Origin of the sequence: Sulfolobus islandicus Y.N.15.51, assembly GCF_000022485.1 — an archaeon.
Classification (GTDB): domain Archaea; phylum Thermoproteota; class Thermoprotei_A; order Sulfolobales; family Sulfolobaceae; genus Saccharolobus; species Saccharolobus islandicus.
In genome coordinates this window covers 1,235,538-1,252,423 of the sequence record NC_012623.1, presented here as the reverse complement: position 1 = coordinate 1,252,423, position 16,886 = coordinate 1,235,538, and the positions used below count along the sequence as shown (strand labels likewise).

The following is a 16,886-nucleotide window of genomic DNA, read 5'->3' as shown; positions in this document are numbered from 1 at the left end:
ATTAAGCCTCTTACTGGTAATTATGATCCTAAGAAGATCGAAGACGAAATAATTTCATTTTGGGAAGAGAATAAAATTTACAATAAATTAAGAGATATTGTAAGTAAAAGAAGGGAAAAGTTTCTGTTTATAGATGGCCCTCCATATCCTTCAAGCCCTACTCCTCATATAGGGACTATTTGGAATAAGGTAATAAAGGACTGTATATTGCGCTATGAAAGATTACTAGGTAAAAAAGTTCATGACCAACCAGGATATGATACACATGGATTACCTATAGAAGTTGCAACTGAAAGGCTACTTGGAATATTAAATAAGCAAGAGATTATAGATAAAATTGGAGTAGAGAATTTCATTAATAAATGCAAAGAGTTTGCGTTATCCAATGCGACTAAAATGACACAAAACTTTAAGGACGTTGGAGTCTTTATGGATTGGGAAAGGCCTTACTATACATTAGACCCTTCTTATATAAGCTCTTCATGGAGCGTAATTAAGAAAGCTTATGAAAAAGGGATGTTAGATAAGGGTACCGCAGTATTACATTGGTGTCCTAGATGTGAAACAACTCTATCAGATTATGAGGTGTCGGAATATAGGGATTTAGAGGATCCTTCGATCTATGTTAAGTTTAAGATTAAAGGAGAGGAAAATAGATACCTATTAATATGGACTACTACACCATGGACTATACCATCTAATGTTTTTGTAATGGTAAATAAAGACTATGATTATGCTGATGTAGAGGTTAATGGTGAGGTACTAGTACTTGCAAAAGATCGTATAGAGGCTGTTATGAAAGAGGCAAGTATAACTAATTATAAGGTACTCAGAACCTACAAAGGCAGTGAGTTAATAGGAGTAAAATATAAGCATCCCCTAAGAGATTTTGTTAGCGCACAAACTAAATTAGATGATTTTCATCAAGTTGTAGATGCTGGTAATGTAGTTACATTAACCGATGGTACCGGTCTTGTACATGCTGCCACTGGACATGGTGAAGAAGACTTCTTGATAGGTCAAAAATATGGCTTTCCAGTAGTAATGTTCGTTAATGATAGGGGAGAATTTACTGAAGAAGGTGGGAAATATAAAGGATTGAAAGTTAGAGACGCATCTAAGGTGGTAATTAACGATCTGAAGTCGAAAAACGCTTTATTCTTCGAAGGGAAAATAGTTCACCGTTATCCAGTATGCTGGAGATGTAAGACTCCATTAGTACTTAGGGCTATTGATCAGTGGTTCATAAGAGTCACGAAAATAAAAGATGAAATGCTTAAGGAGATAGAGAATGTAAACTGGATTCCGGATTGGGGTAAATCCAGAATATCTAACATGGTTAAGGAGCTTAGAGATTGGGTTATAAGTAGGCAAAGGTTCTGGGGAACTCCTCTTCCTATATGGATTTGTGAAAAGTGCAATAATGTGATAGTAGTTGGAAGTAGAGAAGACTTAGAGAGTATAGCAATAGATTCAGTTCCTAACGATTTACATAGACCGTGGATAGATAATGTAAGGGTAAAATGTAATAAGTGCGGTGGAGTTGCTAAGAGAATTACTGATGTGGCAGACGTTTGGTTCGATAGTGGTGTGGCTTTCTTTGCTAGTTTAGGTAAAGATTGGCAAGAGAAGTGGAAGGAGTTAGGTCCAGTAGATCTAGTTCTAGAAGGTCATGATCAGTTAAGGGGTTGGTTCTTTAGTTTGCTTAGATCTGGGTTAATATTACTAGATAAAGCCCCCTATGTTTCTGTATTAGTTCATGGATTTATGCTAGACGAACAAGGTAGAGAAATGCATAAGAGTCTAGGCAATTATGTCGAACCTTCTGTAGTAATTCAAAGGTATGGAAGGGATATATTACGTTTATGGCTTCTCAGAAACACTACATGGGAGGATGCAAGATTTTCATGGAGAGCGTTAGAGCTAACTAAAAGGGATTTGCAAATAATTTGGAACACGTACGTCTTTGCATCAATGTATATGAATTTGGATAACTTTGAACCCGTTAAGTATACTCTTGACGATGTTATAAAATATGCTAAGATAGAAGATTTATGGATACTATCGAGATTTAACTCAATGTTAAAGAAGGTAAATGAGTCAATGAAGAATTATAAGGTTCATGAAATGGCTAATTACTTGATAAACTTTCTAGTTGAAGATGTAAGCAGGTTTTACATAAGGTTAATAAGAAAAAGAGCGTGGATTGAAGCTAACACTCAGGATAAGATAGCAATGTATTATATTCTCTATTTCATATTAAAACAATGTATTATATTAGCATCTACTATAATTCCGTTTATTTCAGAGAAAATTTATAAATCCTTTGTAGTTAATCCTAAGGAATCAGTATCAATGGAGTCTAGTATTAATTACGATGAGAGATTTATCGATAATGAATTAGAAAGAGCTTTTGAAGTTGCCAGGGAAATAAACGAGGCGTCGTTAAACGCTAGAGCTAAGGCTGGAATAAAATTAAGATGGCCATTGGCTAAGGTTTATATTTTCGTAGAAGATGAGGATACGTTGGCTAAGGTTAATAGAATAAAAGATGTCTTGTTATCTCTGCTAAACGCTAAAGATATAGAAATAAGTAAAATAGAAGGATTCAAAAGTTTCAGTAAATATAAGGTCGAGCCTAGTAGGTCGATCATAGGTAAAGAGTATAAGAGTATGTCTCCTAAAATATTGGATTATATTAGAAATAACAGCGATATAATAGCTATAGACATACTTAATAAAAAACAGCACGTTGCTAGAATAGATAATGTTGATGTAATACTTAATACTTCGCACGTGATTATCTCAGAAGAGACTATTGAAGGTTATGTTTCATCTAAATTTGCTCAGGGTATAGTGGTCATAAGTAAGGAAATTTCCGAGAGTGAAGAGGAAGAGGGATTAGTTAGGGACATCATAAGGAGGATACAATTCATGAGAAAACAACTAAAACTGAATGTTGTAGATTATATTGAGATTAGTATAAAGGCGCCAGAAGAAAGAGTAAAAACGATACAAAAATGGGAGGAATTTATTAAGAGTGAGACTAGGGGGAATAAGGTAATTTTAGGTGATCCTAAAGGGGATATCGTAATGGATTGGGATATAGAAGGAGAATCTTATATAATAGGGATAAAGAAGTCTACATGATGTTTCCTTTTCCACGCTATAAGCCCTTAAATGTTGTTCTTTTTTTGTCTATATTTGATATTGAAAATTCTCTTCTTGAAATTACGTTAAAACTTTCATTTATACTTAGAGTCACAAATACATTTAGAGTCAATAAAATTTACTGGATAACAGATTCCGTAAATTCTACTAAATTAGAAAAAATAATTAAAGATGTTACAAAATATGCTCTTTTACCTCCGTATCTTAAAAAATATGTTCCTATAAGTCGTAATTTAAAGAAAGTTGGTTTAATGAGTCCCTTGGCAATACCATATCACCTTATTTTTAAACAAGTTGTTGAAGGCGAGATAAGATTAGGCTTTAAGGGTGATTTCGGTTTAAAAAAGAGAATAAATTCATCATCAAAGTCCATTCTGATTACTGACTCCCTAAAAGTTGGTTATATCGATTATAGTGGTTTCTATTATAGCGGAGTTAAAAACGAGTTTGTAGACTTTAACAAGATACTCAACTTTGATAATCTTATAATTGCAAGTAGGAATGGAAAAAATCCCTTAAAAGCAAAGGAAGAGTTGGCCAACTTGTACAGTAAATATGGCCTTACTTTGCTTATTGGACCACCAGCTGGAAATCTATTACAAAGGTTAGGTAAACAATATTTGGATAAGTCATATAACTTTGTTATTAAACAAGGAGTTTTAGATATAAGGGCGGAAGAGGCATTGGCTTATTCTCTGTCTATTCTAAACCTTCTGTTAAGTTAGATTTATAATGCTTGAGTGATAGGTGAAATAGCAATTAGCGGGGATTAAGAATGGGTCATCGAAAGTTAGCCTCACCTAGACGTGGATCAGCTGGTCTTAGACCTAGGAAAAGATCATCTGAGTTATTACCAACACCTAGAACATGGCCACAAATAAATTCGCCGAATCCAAAATTGTTGGGCTTTGTGGGATATAAGGTTGGCATGTCACATGTTTTTATGATTGATGATTGGCCTAACTCTCCTACTAATGGTAAAGAGATATATATGCCAGTTACAGTTCTAGAAGTACCTCCAATTATACCGTTGGCTTTGAGAGCTTATGCAGTGGATGGTAAAGGCGAACCAAACGTAATAACAGAATATTGGTCTCCCTCTTCTTTACAGTTCTTAGATATTACGAGAAGAATTCATTCTCTTTCATCCTTTTTGAAAAATGATGAAAGTAAAAAGAAGTTTGAGGAAAAGTTTGGTAGTAAGTTAGATCTTATCAAATCTAACCTGGATAGAATAGTCTATTTTAGGCTCTTGGTAGCTACACAACCTAGGAAGATACCATCATTAGGTAAAAAAGTGCCAGATTTAGTAGAGATCCAGATAGGTGGAGGAGAAAAGAAAGCACAACTAGATTATGCACTAAACGTTTTAGGAAAAGAAATTTCAATTAAAGACGTTTTCAAGGAGGGTCAACTAATAGATGTAGTAGGAGTTACTAAGGGCAAAGGTTTCGCTGGTGTAATAAAAAGGTACAGTGTAGTAGAATTACCTAGATGGCATAAGCATAGAAAAGGAAGTAGGAAAATAGGTACTAGAGGTCCGTCTTTAGGGACACCTAGCTATACACCTCAGCCAGGTCAGTTAGGTTTTCACAGAAGAACAGAATATAATAAGAGAATTATAAAAATTGGTGATGATCCTAAGGAGATAAATCCCGCAGGTGGTTTTGTAAGGTACGGAATAGTTAGGAACACGTATATTTTGTTGGAAGGTTCTATATTAGGTTCAAAGAAAAGGCCGATATTCTTAAGAGAGGCTGTTAGACCTTCTTATGTTTTTGAAAACGCTCCTAAGATAACTTATGTTAACCTTTTAAGTAAGCAAGGGTGAAAGTAAATGTATTTAGAACTAGTTAAGAAAAACTCTGTGATTTTAGATAAAGATGGAAATAAGGTAAAAGAGGTAGAGTTACCTTTCATTTTTTCGTTTCCGGTAAGAAAAGATATAATAAGAAGAGTATTTTTAGCAGAGTTTACACATTCTCTGCAACCAAAAGGCAGAGATCCTATGGCAGGCAAAAGAACATCAGCTGAGAGTTTTGGAATAAATCTAGGTATGGCCAGAGTTCCTAGAGTTAAAAACTCTGGAGAAGCTGCCTTAGCACCTAATACCGTAGGTGGTAGGTTAACATTTCCGCCTTCGGTAGACAAAAAGCTTGTAGAAGAGGTGAACGATAAGGAGAAACAATTGGCAGTAATTAGTGCGTTAAGCGCTACAGCAGACAAAGTTTTCGTTAAGGCTAGGGGACATGTATTTAAAGATTCAGTAAGTTTTCCTATAGTAGTAACTGATGATATTGTTAGTTTAAAAACTGCAAGCGAGGTTGAAGAATTTTTAGAGAAGATAGGTGTTTATGATGATGTAAAGAGAGTAAAAGAGAGGATTAGGATAAGGGCTGGAAAGGGCAAAATGAGGGGTAGAAAATATAAGGAATCAATAGGCCCACTAATAATAGTACACGACAGTAATTCTCCAATAGTTAAGGCAGCACGAAACATAGCTGGAGTTGACGTAGTTAACGCTAAAGATGTAAGCGTTATTCATCTGGCTCCAGGTGCACATTCAGGCAGGCTTACTATTTATACTGAAACTAGCATAAAGATTTTAGATGAGCGATTGAGTAAGAGGTTGGTGAGTTAGAATGATTCAAATGGCTTTAGCTACAGAGAAAGCATTAAAACTTATTGAGTCCTATAATACACTTACATTAATAGTAGATAAGAGTGATACAAGGGATGACATTAAGAAATCTGTTGAGAGATTATTTAGTGTTAAGGTGGTAAAAGTTAACGTAGTTATAACACCTCAAGGTTACAAGAAGGCATATGTAAAATTAGCACCAGAATATAAAGCAAGTGATATAGCCCACAGATTGGGCATTTTGTGAGGTGATATAGAATGGGTAAGAATTTATTACAGCAGAGGGCGGGAAAAGGTTCTCCAACTTTTAGGAGTCCAAGTTGGCTACGAATAGGTAAGGTAAGGTATCCTAACATATTTGGACATCTTGTAGGCAAGGTAATAGACATAGTGCATAATCCAGGGATGAATACGCCTGTTGCTATCATAAAATTAGAGAACGGAACCAAGTTTTTAACGCAAGCAATTCAAGGTTTGGTTATTAACCAGAAGATCGAATTCGGTAAAGGATCTCCAATAGCTAATGGTAATGTTATAGAGATAGGTGATGCGCCAGAAGGTACAATAGTATGTAATGTTGAAGAAAATTTTGGAGACGGAGGCAAATACGCTAGAAGTGCTGGTTCATATGCAGTAGTAGTAGGCAAGAGCGGTGATAAGGTGTTAATTAAATTACCTTCAGATAAGATAAAAGCAGTTTCGAATAAGGCTAGAGCTACCGTTGGTGTAGTGGCTGGTGGTGGAGTTGTAGAAAAACCACTATTGAAGGCTGGAGCTAATTATTGGAAGTATAAAGTAAAGGCTAAGAAATGGCCTATTGTAAGGGGAGTTGCAATGAATGTAGTCGATCATCCTCATGGTGGTGGGCTACATCAGAGTGTAAGCAGACCTTCTACGGTATCTAGAAATGCTCCTCCAGGTAGAAAAGTTGGTCATATTGCGGCAAGGAGAACAGGGAGGAAGGAGGGTAAGTGAATTTTATAAATGAAAAGGGGGAATAGGTGAAATTAGATGTCATTAGAAATACCACCTGAATGGAAGAACTTTAAATACAGAGGTAAGAGTATAGATGAGTTACTAAATATGCCAATGGATGAGTTTATTAAGTTACTACCTTCAAGGCAAAGGAGATCATTAAAACGTGGATTTACTGATGCACAAAGGCACTTGCTGGAAAAAATAAGGAAATATAGAAGAGAAGGAAAGGTTAATAAGACCATAAAGACGCATGTCAGAAACTTAGTTATATTGCCAGAGCTAATTGGTCTTAAGATGGCTGTCTATAATGGCAAGGAATTTGTTGAATTTACAGTTACGCCAGAAATGATAGGTCATTACTTGGGAGAGTATTCAATAACCACTAAGAAGGTTGAACATGGAGAACCAGGGTTAAAGGCTACAAGGTCAAGTTTATTCTTAGCAATGAAAGGATGATCAGCTATGGCAAGTTGGAATTATCCTCAATTAAATCTTGATGAGTTGAAAATTGCAAAAGCTGTGATAAGAGATGTTCCTGCATCCATAAGAGATCTTTATAATGTTTGCAAAGCTATTAGAGGAATGTATCTTAATGATGCGAAAGATTTTCTAAACAGAGTTTTAGAAGAAAAGGAAGCCCTACCATTCTGGAGATATAATAAGGGTGCATCACATAAAGCTAATATATCTGCTAAATGGAAAATAAAGGCTGGTAGATATCCAAAGAAAGCTATAAGGCAAGTGTTAAAGTTGTTAGAAAACGCTGAGGCTAATGCAACTAATAAAGGGCTGGATATCGATAAATTAATTATAAGGCATATAGCTGCCCACAAGGGTATAACATTAGAAAGATATATGCCCAGAGCATTTGGGAGGGCTACTGCAAAGTACAGAAGGACATCTAATGTAGAGGTAATCTTGGAGGAGGTGGAGTAAGATACCAAACATCAAGAGATATTTCCTTGAGAAGTCTATAGTGAAAGTCAAGATTGATGAGTATCTAGCTAAGCAATACTATAATGCTGAGTATGCAGGAGTAGAGGTATTGAAGACTCCAATTGGAACTAGGGTTATAATATATGCAGGAAGACCTTCAATGATTATAGGAAGGGGTGGAAGAAATATAAAACAGCTTGCACAAATCTTCGAAAAAGTTTTTGGGTTAGAGAATCCACAAATTACAATAACGAATGTGGAGAACCCGGAGCTCAATGCTAGAGTAATGGCATTTAGGTTGGCAATAGCTTTAGAAAAGGGATATCACTTTAGGAGAGCCGCTTTCATATCAATGAGAAGAATTATGAATGCCGGTGCATTAGGTGCGGAAATAATAATAAGCGGCAAGCTTACTACGGAAAGGGCAAGATATGAGAAGTTAAAGGAGGGTATTGTGTATAAGAGCGGGCAACAATTAGAGAAGATGATAGATAGAGCAATTGCTATAGCGATGTTAAAGCCTGGAATATTTGGTGTCGAGGTAGTTATAACTAAACCACTGAAGATTGAAGATAAAATCAGTTTGAAAGAGTCTCCTTCCGTTCCTCAAGAGGTATCAGTAACTAATGTAACTTTTATTGAAGAATCCTCACAAAAGAGTGAGGAGAAAGGTGAGGGTGAGAAAGAATGACGGTAGATCTTGAAGAGTTAAGGAAAATGGAAAAAGGAGAGTTGATAAAAAAGGTGGATGAGCTAAGATTGGAATTAATGAAACTTAGAGTGCAAGCTAGAATGGGAACTTTAAAGAACACTGCAAGCATTAGAAACACAAGAAAAGACATAGCAAGAATATTAACAGTTTTAAGTGAAAAGAAGAGAGAAGGTAAAGGAAAAGCAAAAGTGGAGAATAAATAATTTTATATGTTTTATGATTTTGGATTATATTAATTCTAAAATAAGGATTTTATGGTACACGGATCCTTCTCTAATTTCTAGAGAAGGTCTAATTTTACTAGAGACAGAAAAAACATTTTTGATTAGGTTAAGGGGGAAAAACAAGGTTATAAGGATATTTAAAGCTCATGGTATATTTGAGATAACTTTTAAAGGTAAGTCTTTTATAATAGCTGGCTATAGGCTGGTAAGAAAACCTTGGAGAAGAATTTAGGTGAGCTAGATGGGATCTAAGGGGAAGATGGTAAAGGACCCGGGAATACCTAATGTTGTTATTCCCGAGAAGGCATGCGAAGATGAAGATTGCCCTTATCATGGATCATTGAGAGTTAGGGGCATTATACTGGAAGGAGTCATTGTAAAGTATAAAGGTACTAAAGCTGCAGTTATAGAAAGGCAATACTTATACTATGACTCGAAATATAAGAGATATGAAAGGAGAAGGAGTAGGATACATGCTCATGTACCACCGTGTGTTAACGTTAGAGAGGGAGATAAAGTTATAATTGGCGAATGCAGACCTCTTTCTAAATCTATAAGTTTTGTGGTATTAAGCAAGGTGAGTTAAAGTGTCAGAAAAGATTCAAGTTTTAGGATCCAGAAAAGGTTTAACGCCAAGTCTCCAGCATTATTCAGTAGTTAACGTTGCTGATAATAGTGGAGCAAAAGAAGCTATGATAATTGGAGTGTATGGTTATAGAGGTGTTCTGAGAAGAGTTCCATTTGCCAATATTGCCGATATGGTTATGGTCTCAGTTAAGAGAGGAACACCAGAGGTTAGAAAACAGAAATTTAGGGCAGTAATCGTGAGACAAAGAATGCCATATAGAAGACCAGATGGTACCTGGATCTCCTTTGAAGATAATGCAGTAGTCATAATAAACCCAGACGGAACACCAAAAGGTACTGAAGTTAGGGGTCCAATAGCAAGAGAAGCAGCTGAAAGATGGCCAAAAATAGCAAGTCTTGCTACATTGGTGGTGTAGGAAATATGGTATCTCTTAAACCTTCTAAACAGAGGAGATTATTACACACTTTACCATTACATCAAAGGAAGAAGTTGTTGATTGCTAAAGTCTCTGATGAGATTGCCTCTCAATATGGTATAAAACGTATTAGAGTGAGAAAAGGTGATACTGTTAGGGTAATGCGGGGAAATCATAATGGAAAGGAAGGGAAGGTAACTGAAATTAATACTAGGACTGGAAGATTAGCAATAGAAGGGATAACGAGAAAAAAAGCTGATGGAACACCGGTATATGTGTGGATTCACGCATCTAAAGTAATGATAACTAAGCTAGATCTGAGTGATCCAAGAAGGAGAGAAAAGTTAGAAAAATCTAAGAAGTGATGAAAAATGGCTCACATAACAAGATTTGAAACACCTTGGTTTTTAGTAATAAGCAAAAAACAATATAAGTGGACGGTTAGACCTAATGCTGGACCTCACCCTATAGAGAAAAGTATACCTTTGGCTGTTGTAATTAGGGATTATCTTAAACTTGCGGAAACGGTAAGAGAGGCTAAGCATATAATATTTGACGGTAAAGTTTTAGTAGATGGCAAGGTAAGGAAAGACTATAAATACCCTGTTGGTCTTATGGACATTGTTTCAATTCCCTCCGCTGATCTATATTTTAGAGTTATTCCTGATAACGTTAGGTTTATGAGGTTATCCAAGATATCCGCAGATGAGGCTCATTATAAGTACGTTAGGATCATGAATAAAACTACAGTAAAGGGAGGTAGTATTCAGCTTAATTTAGAGGATGGAAGAAATATCCTAGTCGATAAAGAAACTGCAAAGAGTTTCAAAACGCTTATGACATTAAAGATTGAGTTACCAAGCCAAAATATAGTGGATTCATTCATTATCTCTGAAGGCTCATATGCAATCTTTGTAGGCGGTAAGAACGTCGGTATTCACGGTGTTGTTAAAAATATAAATTTGAGTAAGTTTAAGTCTAGAAAATATAGTGTGATAACACTAGAAAGCAAAGATGGTAATACTTATCAGACTAATCTCATGAATGTGATGAGTATAGGTAGGGAAAAATCTGACATGAGAGTTGATTAAAATGACAGAGTCTACTTTATCTGTTAATCAAAATCCAATGAGGAAAGTTAAGTTAGCCAAGGTTACTGTTAATATAGGACTTGGTGAATCTGGAGATAGGTTACAAAAAGCTTATCAACTTTTACAAGAGTTAACTGGAGCTAAACCAGTATATACTATTTCCAAGAAAACTATAAGGGAGTTTGGAATTAGAAAAGGTCAAGAAATTGGAGTTAAGGTGACCTTAAGGGGTACTCAAGCTGAAGGATTCTTAAGAAAGGTTTTAGAAGCTATAGGATATAGATTAAAGAAAAGTAGTTTTGATGAATATGGTAACGTATCTTTTGGGATTGCGGAACATGTGATCTTACCAGGTGCAAGATATGATCCAGAAATAGGTATATTCGGCATGGATATAGCTATCACTCTCGAGAGAGCTGGCTATAGGATTTCGAGACGAAGAAGAAAAAAGACTAGAATTCCAAGGAGGCATAGGGTTACGAAGGAAGAAGCTATGGAATTTTTAAGAAATAATTTTAATGTACAGTTGGTAGAAGGGTGAATGAAATGGGAAAATACAAGCCTCCAGCCGAGAGAAAATATGGTAAAGGAGTTCAAGCTTGCCAGAGATGTGGAAGTAGGGATTCTGTAATTCAAAAATATGGGATTTATTTATGTAGACAATGTTTTAGAGAAGTCGCGTATGAGTTAGGGTTTAGGAAGTATTGGTGATAGGTTATGGTATTCGTAAATCCGTTGGCAAATGCGTTAACGTCTATCTACAACAATGAGATGAGAAGGAATAAACAAGCTATTATAATGCCAGCATCTAAATTGGTAATAAATGTTTTAAGAGTTATGCAGAAGGAGGGTTATGTAGGAGAATTTGAGTATATTGATGATGGTAGATGGGGCAAGATTACAGTACAGTTGTTAGGAAGAGTTAACAAGTGTGGACCAATAACTCCACGATATCCTCTTAGTTATAGACAGATGATTGCATTACCAGATTATATCAGGCGTTACTTACCATCAAAAGAGATTGGTATAATTATTGTTTCGACATCTAAAGGAGTAATGTCTCATAAAGAAGCAGCTAGAATGCGACTAGGAGGAGTAGCATTGGGATATGTATATTGAGGTGATTTTTAATGCAGATAGTAATTTTAAGGGAAGAGATTGAAATTCCGAGCAATGTAAATGTTGATTTAAAAGACTCAGTAATTAAGATGAAAGGACCTAAAGGTGAAGTAGTTAAAGATTTCAGCTTTGCTAGGGGTATACAAATTAGTTTAGATGGAAATAAGATAGTGTTAGAAACTACATTTGCTAATAGACGAAAAAAGGCGGCCTTCTATAGTATAGTTAGTCATATCAAAAATATGATAACTGGAGTAACTAAGGGTTATAGGTATTATCTTAAAATTATATATACTCACTTTCCAACATCTGTAAAGGTAGTAGGGAACGAAGTTCAAATAACTAATCTAATAGGTGAAAAGAATATAAGGAGGGCGCCAATACTACAGGGCGTTAAGGTTACTGTGAAAGGTGAAGATATAGTTGTGGAGGGCCCGAATTTAGATGCTGTTGCCCAAACTGCAGCAAATATTGAAGCAGCTTCAAAGATAACTGGTTTTGATAGACGTATCTTCTCGGATGGAATTTTCATCTATAAAAAAGAGGTGGTTGAATGACCGAAGAAAAAATACAGTCATATAGGAAAAAGATTTATGTAATAAGGCAAAAGCTTAAGGCAAAGAAGCCAAGGTTCTTACGTTATGATTCCGACAAGTTCTTCAGATTAGGAAGACAGGAAAAATGGAGAAGACCCTACGGAAGAGATAATAAGACTAGATTAAAAGTTAGGGGATTTCCTGCTATAGTAAGTGTTGGTTACAGACTGCCTAAAGAAGTTAGGGGATTTCATCCAAGTGGATTAAGGCAAGTTATAGTTCATAATGTTAACGATCTAGTTAAAGTGCAAAATCAAAAAGACAGTGTTATTGTAACAATAGCTTCTTCAGTTGGTTTTAAAAAGAGGCTTGAAATTCTAAATAAAGCTAGGGAATTGGGTTTGAAGGTAAGTAATGAGGGTGTCAGTGCATGACTAACTTGAAAGCTCAAAAAAGGCTAGCAGCATCGGTTGCAGGGGTAGGAATAAGCAGAGTTAAGATTGTTGAGGATTATATTGAGGACGTTCAAAGCGCACTAACCAGAGAAGAAATTAGGAATTTGATAAAGGATGGTAAGATTATAATCCTTAAAAAGGTTGGAATAAGCGACGGTAGATTAAAGGAGAGAAGAAAAAAGAAGAGCCTTAAGAGTGAAGGGAAAAAGGCAGGAAGTAGAAAAGGCAAGAAGGGAGCAAGGGCAAATAGCAAACGAATGTGGGTTAAGAGGATAAGAAAAATAAGGGCTTATCTTAAATGGTTGAGAGATCATAAGGTTATTGATAGTCATACTTATAGGGAATTATACTTAAAAGCCAAGGGTGGCAACTATAAGGGAGTTTCAGATGTTAGGAACGTCTTAATACAGATGGGGAAATTAAGAGGTGAGTAAATTTGGCCAATGGTCCTAATTATAAGATAAAACATAGGAGAAGAAGAGAAGGAAAAACTAACTACTATAAGAGATATGTTTATGTCATAAGTAAACAAATAAGGTTTATTGTAAGAATAACGAACAAATACGTTATAGTTCAAATTGCAAAAATCGATCCTAAGGGCGATATCATGGTTGCTAGTGCTCATTCTTCAGAACTTACTAAAAAGTTTGAATGGAAGGGAGATGAAAATAATACTCCCTCCGCATACCTTACTGGATATTTAGCAGCTTTAAGAGCTGTGAAGAAAGGCGTAACAGAGTGTGTTGCAGATATAGGACTTCATGTACCGTCCAAGGGTAATAAGGTGTTCTATGCAATAAAAGGTGCAATAGATGCTGGGTTGAAAATTCCGATAGGTGATATAAGTATAGAAAACGATAGAATAAAGGGAGAGCATATAGCCAAGTATGCTGAAAAGTTGAAATCTGAGAATTTAGATTTATATAATAAACTATTTTCAAGGTATTTGGGAAGGGGACTAAATCCTGAGAACTTACCCTCCCATTTTGAGGAGATATTAAACAAGATTAAATCTTCTGGTGGTTGAAATGGCAGAGGAAGTACCAAGTATAAATATAGAAGAATGGAAGCCACGAACCTCCATAGGTAATCTCGTAAAGAATGGAAAGATATCATCTATAAAGGAACTATTTGATAGGAATCTTCCTATTACTGAACCAGAAATTGTGGATGTTCTGTTACCTAAGCTAAAATATGAAGTTGTAGACATTAAAGTAGTTCAGAAGCAAACTGATGCAGGAGAGATATCTAGATATAAAGTTCTAGTTATAATGGGCAACATGGATGGATATGTCAGTATAGGAACTGGAAAAGCTAAACAGTTAAGGGTTGCAATTCAGAAGGCAATTAGGGATGCTAAGATGAATATATTACCAGTAAGAAGAGGCTGTGGTAGTTGGCAGTGTACATGTGGCGAACCACATAGTCTACCCTTTAAAGTAGTTGGTAAAGCGGGTAGTGTAGAAGTTAATTTGTTGCCTGCACCCAAAGGTACTGGATTAGTAGTTGGTAGCGTATTAAAGACCTTGTTAACTTATGCTGGTATTAGGGATGCTTGGTCTACTACAAAAGGTGAGACTAGAACTACAGAGAATTTTGTCAGAGCTGGATATAGTGCACTTTATAACACTTATAACTTCGTAACTTTACAAGATTGGGCTAGGAAGAGGTAATCAGATATGGTGGAGCTACTAGGCATAATTAGAATTAGAGGTTGGGCAAAGGCTCCTTGGTATATTAATGAGACATTAGAGATGTTGAGATTAAGGTATAATTTCAATACGATGATGTATCCAAAAACATCTCAAATACTGGGTATGCTAAATAAAGTTTCTCCATATGTCACATGGGGAGAGATAGATCCAGATACTTTAAAGCTACTAATTATAAAGAGACTTGAAACAGCAAAAGGGGATAAGGTTTCAGATAGTTATGTTAAAGAAGTGTTAAAGATTGAAAATATTGATACAATGGTAAAACAGCTATATGAAGGCAAGATTTACCTACATAAACTTGATCAATATTTTAAGTTGCCTATTCGATTACATCCACCCAAAGGTGGGTTTAAGGGTAGTGTTAAAAGGCCCTATAAAAATAAAGGTGAGTTCGGATATAGAGGAGATAAGATAAATGAATTAATGAGGAGGATGATGTAAAATGGTAGTAAGAAGAGAGAAAAAGAGTAGAAAAATGAGAGGATCGCGAACCATGGGATGGGGTATTAGGGGTCAACATAGGGATAGAGGATCACAGGGTGGTAGACAAATTGGCATGCATAAGGAGAAATGGTCATGGTTAGTTAAATACGGTGAAGGATGGTATGGGAAGCATGGATTCAGAAACCCCACTACAAAATTGACAAGTGCTATTTCGTTGAGAAAACTTAATGAGTTATTAGTGAGTGGTTCTATAAAAATTAAAGAAATAGATGGAAAAAAGATAGTAGACTTAAATGAGTTAGGGTATGATAAATTACTCGGTGGTGGTATCATAAGTGTTCCCGTTACTATAAAAGTAGGTAAGGCTACCGATAGAGCGATACAGAAAGTGAAGCAGATAGGAGGAGAAGTAATATTAAGCCCAACTGAGTAATTTTTTTGAGTAAATTATGTCATTCATCGATTCACTCGCCACTCTTGGGCAATACTTGCCAGCGGTTACTAAACCTAAAGAGAAACCTTCGCTAGGTCAAAAGTTAATTTGGTCCTTAGTAGCAGTGATAATTTATCTGATAATGGCTTCAACTCCTTTGTACGGTATAACTTCAGCTTCTTTTTTTAAGAACCTTATTTTAGAACAGATTATTTTTGCTTCTACTACAGGGACATTAGCGCAATTAGGAATAGGTCCTATAATAACTGCAGGTTTAATTATGCAAATATTAGCCGGATCTAAGTTAATAGGAATTGATCTAAATGACGCTGATGATAGGGTTAGATTTACGGAAGCACAAAAGGGATTAGCGTTTATCTTCATTCTAGTGGAGTCAGCTTTATTTGGTTATGTATTAGCTAGAACTTCAACAACCATAAATGCGTCAATATTATTTACTGCAGGAATAGTAATAGCTCAGCTTATTGTAGCCACATATTTGATCTTACTGTTAGACGAGCTAATACAGAAAGGTTGGGGCTTAGGATCTGGAGTTAGTCTGTTTATACTAGCTGGAGTTATGAAGATAATGTTTTGGGACATGTTTGGAATTGCAAGCGTTAGTTCCCAGAATTTACCGATAGGTTTCTTCCCTGCATTATTTACGGCATTTGCATCGCATAGTGATATTCTCAATTTAATAGTTAATACGTCAACTAAAAATCTCTTTCAGCCAGATTTAGTTGGTTTGATAACCACTATAGTATTGATTATCATAACAATTTATCTAACTACGATGACCATAGAAATACCGGTAACTTCCCAAAAGTTAAGAGGTATAAGGAGAACAATTCCGTTAAACTTTCTATATGTTAGCAGTATACCAGTAATATTTGTTGCAGTACTAGGTTCTGATATCCAGTTATTTGCATCATTAGCTTCCTATGTTTCGCCCTCAGCTTCAAATATACTAAATACTATTAGTGGAGTATTCTTTTTCCCTCCTCCAAATTCAGCGATACCTCATAGTGTATATGCTATAGTTTTAGATCCATTAGGGGCACTTGAATATGCTATAGTTTTCATAGTTCTTAGTATTTTGTTTGGTATATTATGGGTTGACGTAGCTGGTTTAGACCCCGCTACTCAAGCACAACAGTTAATTGAAGCTGGTATTGAAATACCTGGTGTTCGAAGTAATCCAAAGATTATAGAGGGGATATTAGCTAGGTATATATATCCATTGGCATTATTCAGTTCTATCATAGTAGGTTTAATTGCAGTATTTGCTACACTCCTAGGTGCATACGGTACTGGTATAGGGATACTATTAGCTGTAACAATAGCAATACAATACTATAGTTTATTAGCTTATGAAAGATCTTTAGAAATGTACCCATTACTAAAGAGGTTGATAGGTGAATAGG

The 16,886-nt window shown here is 35.6% G+C and carries 26 protein-coding genes; all 26 read left to right on the top strand.

The window, feature by feature from the left end; all coding sequences use genetic code 11:
• Genes ileS through secY form a run of 26 tightly spaced genes read left to right on the top strand, consistent with a single transcriptional unit; the run spans position 1 to position 16,885 of the window.
• Positions 1-3,150 carry an isoleucine--tRNA ligase gene (gene ileS / locus YN1551_RS06960; RefSeq protein ID WP_080513570.1) on the top strand — a complete coding sequence of 1,050 codons (3,150 nt, stop codon included), beginning with the start codon at positions 1-3 and terminating at the stop codon, positions 3,148-3,150.
• Entirely contained in the window at positions 3,147-3,896 is a 750-nt protein-coding gene (locus YN1551_RS06955; protein ID WP_012717441.1) for a putative RNA uridine N3 methyltransferase, read from the top strand. The genes ileS and YN1551_RS06955 overlap by 4 nt, the downstream gene beginning before the upstream one ends.
• A 50-nt stretch (positions 3,897-3,946) precedes the next feature.
• Positions 3,947-5,002: a 50S ribosomal protein L3 gene (locus YN1551_RS06950; protein WP_012713734.1), complete on the top strand. Its 1,056-nt coding sequence runs from the start codon at positions 3,947-3,949 to the stop codon at positions 5,000-5,002.
• Positions 5,003-5,008: 6 nt separating this feature from the next.
• Positions 5,009-5,812 (top strand): 50S ribosomal protein L4, encoded by an 804-nt coding sequence (gene rpl4p / locus YN1551_RS06945; RefSeq protein ID WP_012716178.1) that lies wholly within the window; start codon positions 5,009-5,011, stop codon positions 5,810-5,812.
• Between the two features lies 1 nt (position 5,813).
• On the top strand, positions 5,814-6,059 hold the full coding sequence (locus YN1551_RS06940; protein ID WP_012711420.1) for a 50S ribosomal protein L23: 246 nt from the start codon (positions 5,814-5,816) through the stop codon (positions 6,057-6,059).
• An 11-nt stretch (positions 6,060-6,070) separates the two neighbouring features.
• Positions 6,071-6,787, top strand: a complete 717-nt coding sequence (locus YN1551_RS06935; RefSeq protein ID WP_012717440.1) for a 50S ribosomal protein L2 — start codon at positions 6,071-6,073, stop codon at positions 6,785-6,787.
• A 36-nt stretch (positions 6,788-6,823) separates the two neighbouring features.
• The gene (locus YN1551_RS06930) at positions 6,824-7,246 is read left to right on the top strand and encodes a 30S ribosomal protein S19 (RefSeq protein ID WP_012711422.1); all 423 of its coding nucleotides are present in this window, start codon (positions 6,824-6,826) and stop codon (positions 7,244-7,246) included.
• A 6-nt stretch (positions 7,247-7,252) separates the two neighbouring features.
• Positions 7,253-7,726, top strand: coding sequence for a 50S ribosomal protein L22 (locus YN1551_RS06925; protein WP_012711423.1), 474 nt, complete (start codon positions 7,253-7,255; stop codon positions 7,724-7,726).
• A gap of 1 nt (position 7,727) precedes the next feature.
• Entirely contained in the window at positions 7,728-8,417 is a 690-nt protein-coding gene (locus YN1551_RS06920) for a 30S ribosomal protein S3 (protein ID WP_039698539.1), read from the top strand.
• Positions 8,414-8,641 (top strand): 50S ribosomal protein L29, encoded by a 228-nt coding sequence (gene rpmC, locus YN1551_RS06915; RefSeq protein ID WP_012713736.1) that lies wholly within the window; start codon positions 8,414-8,416, stop codon positions 8,639-8,641. Before YN1551_RS06920 ends, rpmC begins: the two co-directional genes overlap by 4 nt.
• A 13-nt stretch (positions 8,642-8,654) precedes the next feature.
• Positions 8,655-8,894, top strand: a complete 240-nt coding sequence (locus tag YN1551_RS06910; protein WP_012711426.1) for a ribonuclease P protein subunit — start codon at positions 8,655-8,657, stop codon at positions 8,892-8,894.
• Positions 8,895-8,903: 9 nt separating this feature from the next.
• The gene (locus tag YN1551_RS06905) at positions 8,904-9,248 is read left to right on the top strand and encodes a 30S ribosomal protein S17 (protein ID WP_012713737.1); all 345 of its coding nucleotides are present in this window, start codon (positions 8,904-8,906) and stop codon (positions 9,246-9,248) included.
• A 1-nt stretch (position 9,249) separates the two neighbouring features.
• Positions 9,250-9,666, top strand: a complete 417-nt coding sequence (locus tag YN1551_RS06900; protein ID WP_012711428.1) for a 50S ribosomal protein L14 — start codon at positions 9,250-9,252, stop codon at positions 9,664-9,666.
• Between the two features lie 5 nt (positions 9,667-9,671).
• Entirely contained in the window at positions 9,672-10,031 is a 360-nt protein-coding gene (gene rplX, locus YN1551_RS06895) for a 50S ribosomal protein L24 (protein ID WP_012716180.1), read from the top strand.
• Between the two features lie 6 nt (positions 10,032-10,037).
• Positions 10,038-10,757, top strand: coding sequence for a 30S ribosomal protein S4e (locus YN1551_RS06890; RefSeq protein ID WP_012711430.1), 720 nt, complete (start codon positions 10,038-10,040; stop codon positions 10,755-10,757).
• 1 nt (position 10,758) lies between these two features.
• Positions 10,759-11,298 carry a 50S ribosomal protein L5 gene (locus YN1551_RS06885; protein WP_012711431.1) on the top strand — a complete coding sequence of 180 codons (540 nt, stop codon included), beginning with the start codon at positions 10,759-10,761 and terminating at the stop codon, positions 11,296-11,298.
• Between the two features lie 5 nt (positions 11,299-11,303).
• Complete coding sequence (locus YN1551_RS06880; RefSeq protein ID WP_012711432.1) at positions 11,304-11,468, top strand: 30S ribosomal protein S14; 165 nt, start codon at positions 11,304-11,306, stop codon at positions 11,466-11,468.
• Between the two features lie 6 nt (positions 11,469-11,474).
• Positions 11,475-11,876, top strand: coding sequence for a 30S ribosomal protein S8 (locus tag YN1551_RS06875; protein ID WP_012711433.1), 402 nt, complete (start codon positions 11,475-11,477; stop codon positions 11,874-11,876).
• An 11-nt stretch (positions 11,877-11,887) separates the two neighbouring features.
• A complete protein-coding gene (locus YN1551_RS06870) occupies positions 11,888-12,433 on the top strand; it encodes a 50S ribosomal protein L6 (RefSeq protein WP_012711434.1) in 546 nt (181 codons plus the stop codon).
• Positions 12,430-12,846, top strand: a complete 417-nt coding sequence (locus YN1551_RS06865; RefSeq protein ID WP_012711435.1) for a 50S ribosomal protein L32e — start codon at positions 12,430-12,432, stop codon at positions 12,844-12,846. The genes YN1551_RS06870 and YN1551_RS06865 overlap by 4 nt, the downstream gene beginning before the upstream one ends.
• The gene (locus YN1551_RS06860; protein WP_012711436.1) at positions 12,843-13,301 is read left to right on the top strand and encodes a 50S ribosomal protein L19e; all 459 of its coding nucleotides are present in this window, start codon (positions 12,843-12,845) and stop codon (positions 13,299-13,301) included. Before YN1551_RS06865 ends, YN1551_RS06860 begins: the two co-directional genes overlap by 4 nt.
• Positions 13,302-13,303: 2 nt before the next feature.
• Positions 13,304-13,894: a 50S ribosomal protein L18 gene (locus YN1551_RS06855; RefSeq protein ID WP_012717439.1), complete on the top strand. Its 591-nt coding sequence runs from the start codon at positions 13,304-13,306 to the stop codon at positions 13,892-13,894.
• A 1-nt stretch (position 13,895) separates the two neighbouring features.
• On the top strand, positions 13,896-14,540 hold the full coding sequence (locus YN1551_RS06850; protein WP_012717438.1) for a 30S ribosomal protein S5: 645 nt from the start codon (positions 13,896-13,898) through the stop codon (positions 14,538-14,540).
• 6 nt (positions 14,541-14,546) lie between these two features.
• On the top strand, positions 14,547-15,023 hold the full coding sequence (gene rpmD, locus YN1551_RS06845; RefSeq protein WP_012711439.1) for a 50S ribosomal protein L30: 477 nt from the start codon (positions 14,547-14,549) through the stop codon (positions 15,021-15,023).
• Position 15,024: 1 nt separating this feature from the next.
• Entirely contained in the window at positions 15,025-15,459 is a 435-nt protein-coding gene (locus YN1551_RS06840; protein ID WP_012711440.1) for an uL15 family ribosomal protein, read from the top strand.
• A 16-nt stretch (positions 15,460-15,475) separates the two neighbouring features.
• On the top strand, positions 15,476-16,885 hold the full coding sequence (gene secY / locus YN1551_RS06835; protein WP_012717437.1) for a preprotein translocase subunit SecY: 1,410 nt from the start codon (positions 15,476-15,478) through the stop codon (positions 16,883-16,885).
• The last annotated feature ends 1 nt before the right edge of the window (position 16,886 follow it).

Coding starts and splice junctions, on each gene's coding strand:
- YN1551_RS06905 (WP_012713737.1), top strand. CDS start 8,904: ATGGGATCTAAGGGGAAGATGGTAAAGGACCCGGGAATACCTAATGTT.
- YN1551_RS06880 (WP_012711432.1), top strand. CDS start 11,304: ATGGGAAAATACAAGCCTCCAGCCGAGAGAAAATATGGTAAAGGAGTT.
- YN1551_RS06875 (WP_012711433.1), top strand. CDS start 11,475: ATGGTATTCGTAAATCCGTTGGCAAATGCGTTAACGTCTATCTACAAC.
- YN1551_RS06925 (WP_012711423.1), top strand. CDS start 7,253: ATGGCAAGTTGGAATTATCCTCAATTAAATCTTGATGAGTTGAAAATT.
- YN1551_RS06850 (WP_012717438.1), top strand. CDS start 13,896: ATGGCAGAGGAAGTACCAAGTATAAATATAGAAGAATGGAAGCCACGA.
- rpmC (WP_012713736.1), top strand. CDS start 8,414: ATGACGGTAGATCTTGAAGAGTTAAGGAAAATGGAAAAAGGAGAGTTG.
- YN1551_RS06870 (WP_012711434.1), top strand. CDS start 11,888: ATGCAGATAGTAATTTTAAGGGAAGAGATTGAAATTCCGAGCAATGTA.
- YN1551_RS06890 (WP_012711430.1), top strand. CDS start 10,038: ATGGCTCACATAACAAGATTTGAAACACCTTGGTTTTTAGTAATAAGC.
- YN1551_RS06955 (WP_012717441.1), top strand. CDS start 3,147: ATGATGTTTCCTTTTCCACGCTATAAGCCCTTAAATGTTGTTCTTTTT.
- YN1551_RS06910 (WP_012711426.1), top strand. CDS start 8,655: ATGATTTTGGATTATATTAATTCTAAAATAAGGATTTTATGGTACACG.
- rpl4p (WP_012716178.1), top strand. CDS start 5,009: ATGTATTTAGAACTAGTTAAGAAAAACTCTGTGATTTTAGATAAAGAT.
- YN1551_RS06865 (WP_012711435.1), top strand. CDS start 12,430: ATGACCGAAGAAAAAATACAGTCATATAGGAAAAAGATTTATGTAATA.
- YN1551_RS06930 (WP_012711422.1), top strand. CDS start 6,824: ATGTCATTAGAAATACCACCTGAATGGAAGAACTTTAAATACAGAGGT.
- YN1551_RS06840 (WP_012711440.1), top strand. CDS start 15,025: ATGGTAGTAAGAAGAGAGAAAAAGAGTAGAAAAATGAGAGGATCGCGA.
- YN1551_RS06860 (WP_012711436.1), top strand. CDS start 12,843: ATGACTAACTTGAAAGCTCAAAAAAGGCTAGCAGCATCGGTTGCAGGG.
- YN1551_RS06885 (WP_012711431.1), top strand. CDS start 10,759: ATGACAGAGTCTACTTTATCTGTTAATCAAAATCCAATGAGGAAAGTT.
- rplX (WP_012716180.1), top strand. CDS start 9,672: ATGGTATCTCTTAAACCTTCTAAACAGAGGAGATTATTACACACTTTA.
- YN1551_RS06950 (WP_012713734.1), top strand. CDS start 3,947: ATGGGTCATCGAAAGTTAGCCTCACCTAGACGTGGATCAGCTGGTCTT.
- secY (WP_012717437.1), top strand. CDS start 15,476: ATGTCATTCATCGATTCACTCGCCACTCTTGGGCAATACTTGCCAGCG.
- rpmD (WP_012711439.1), top strand. CDS start 14,547: ATGGTGGAGCTACTAGGCATAATTAGAATTAGAGGTTGGGCAAAGGCT.
- YN1551_RS06935 (WP_012717440.1), top strand. CDS start 6,071: ATGGGTAAGAATTTATTACAGCAGAGGGCGGGAAAAGGTTCTCCAACT.
- YN1551_RS06940 (WP_012711420.1), top strand. CDS start 5,814: ATGATTCAAATGGCTTTAGCTACAGAGAAAGCATTAAAACTTATTGAG.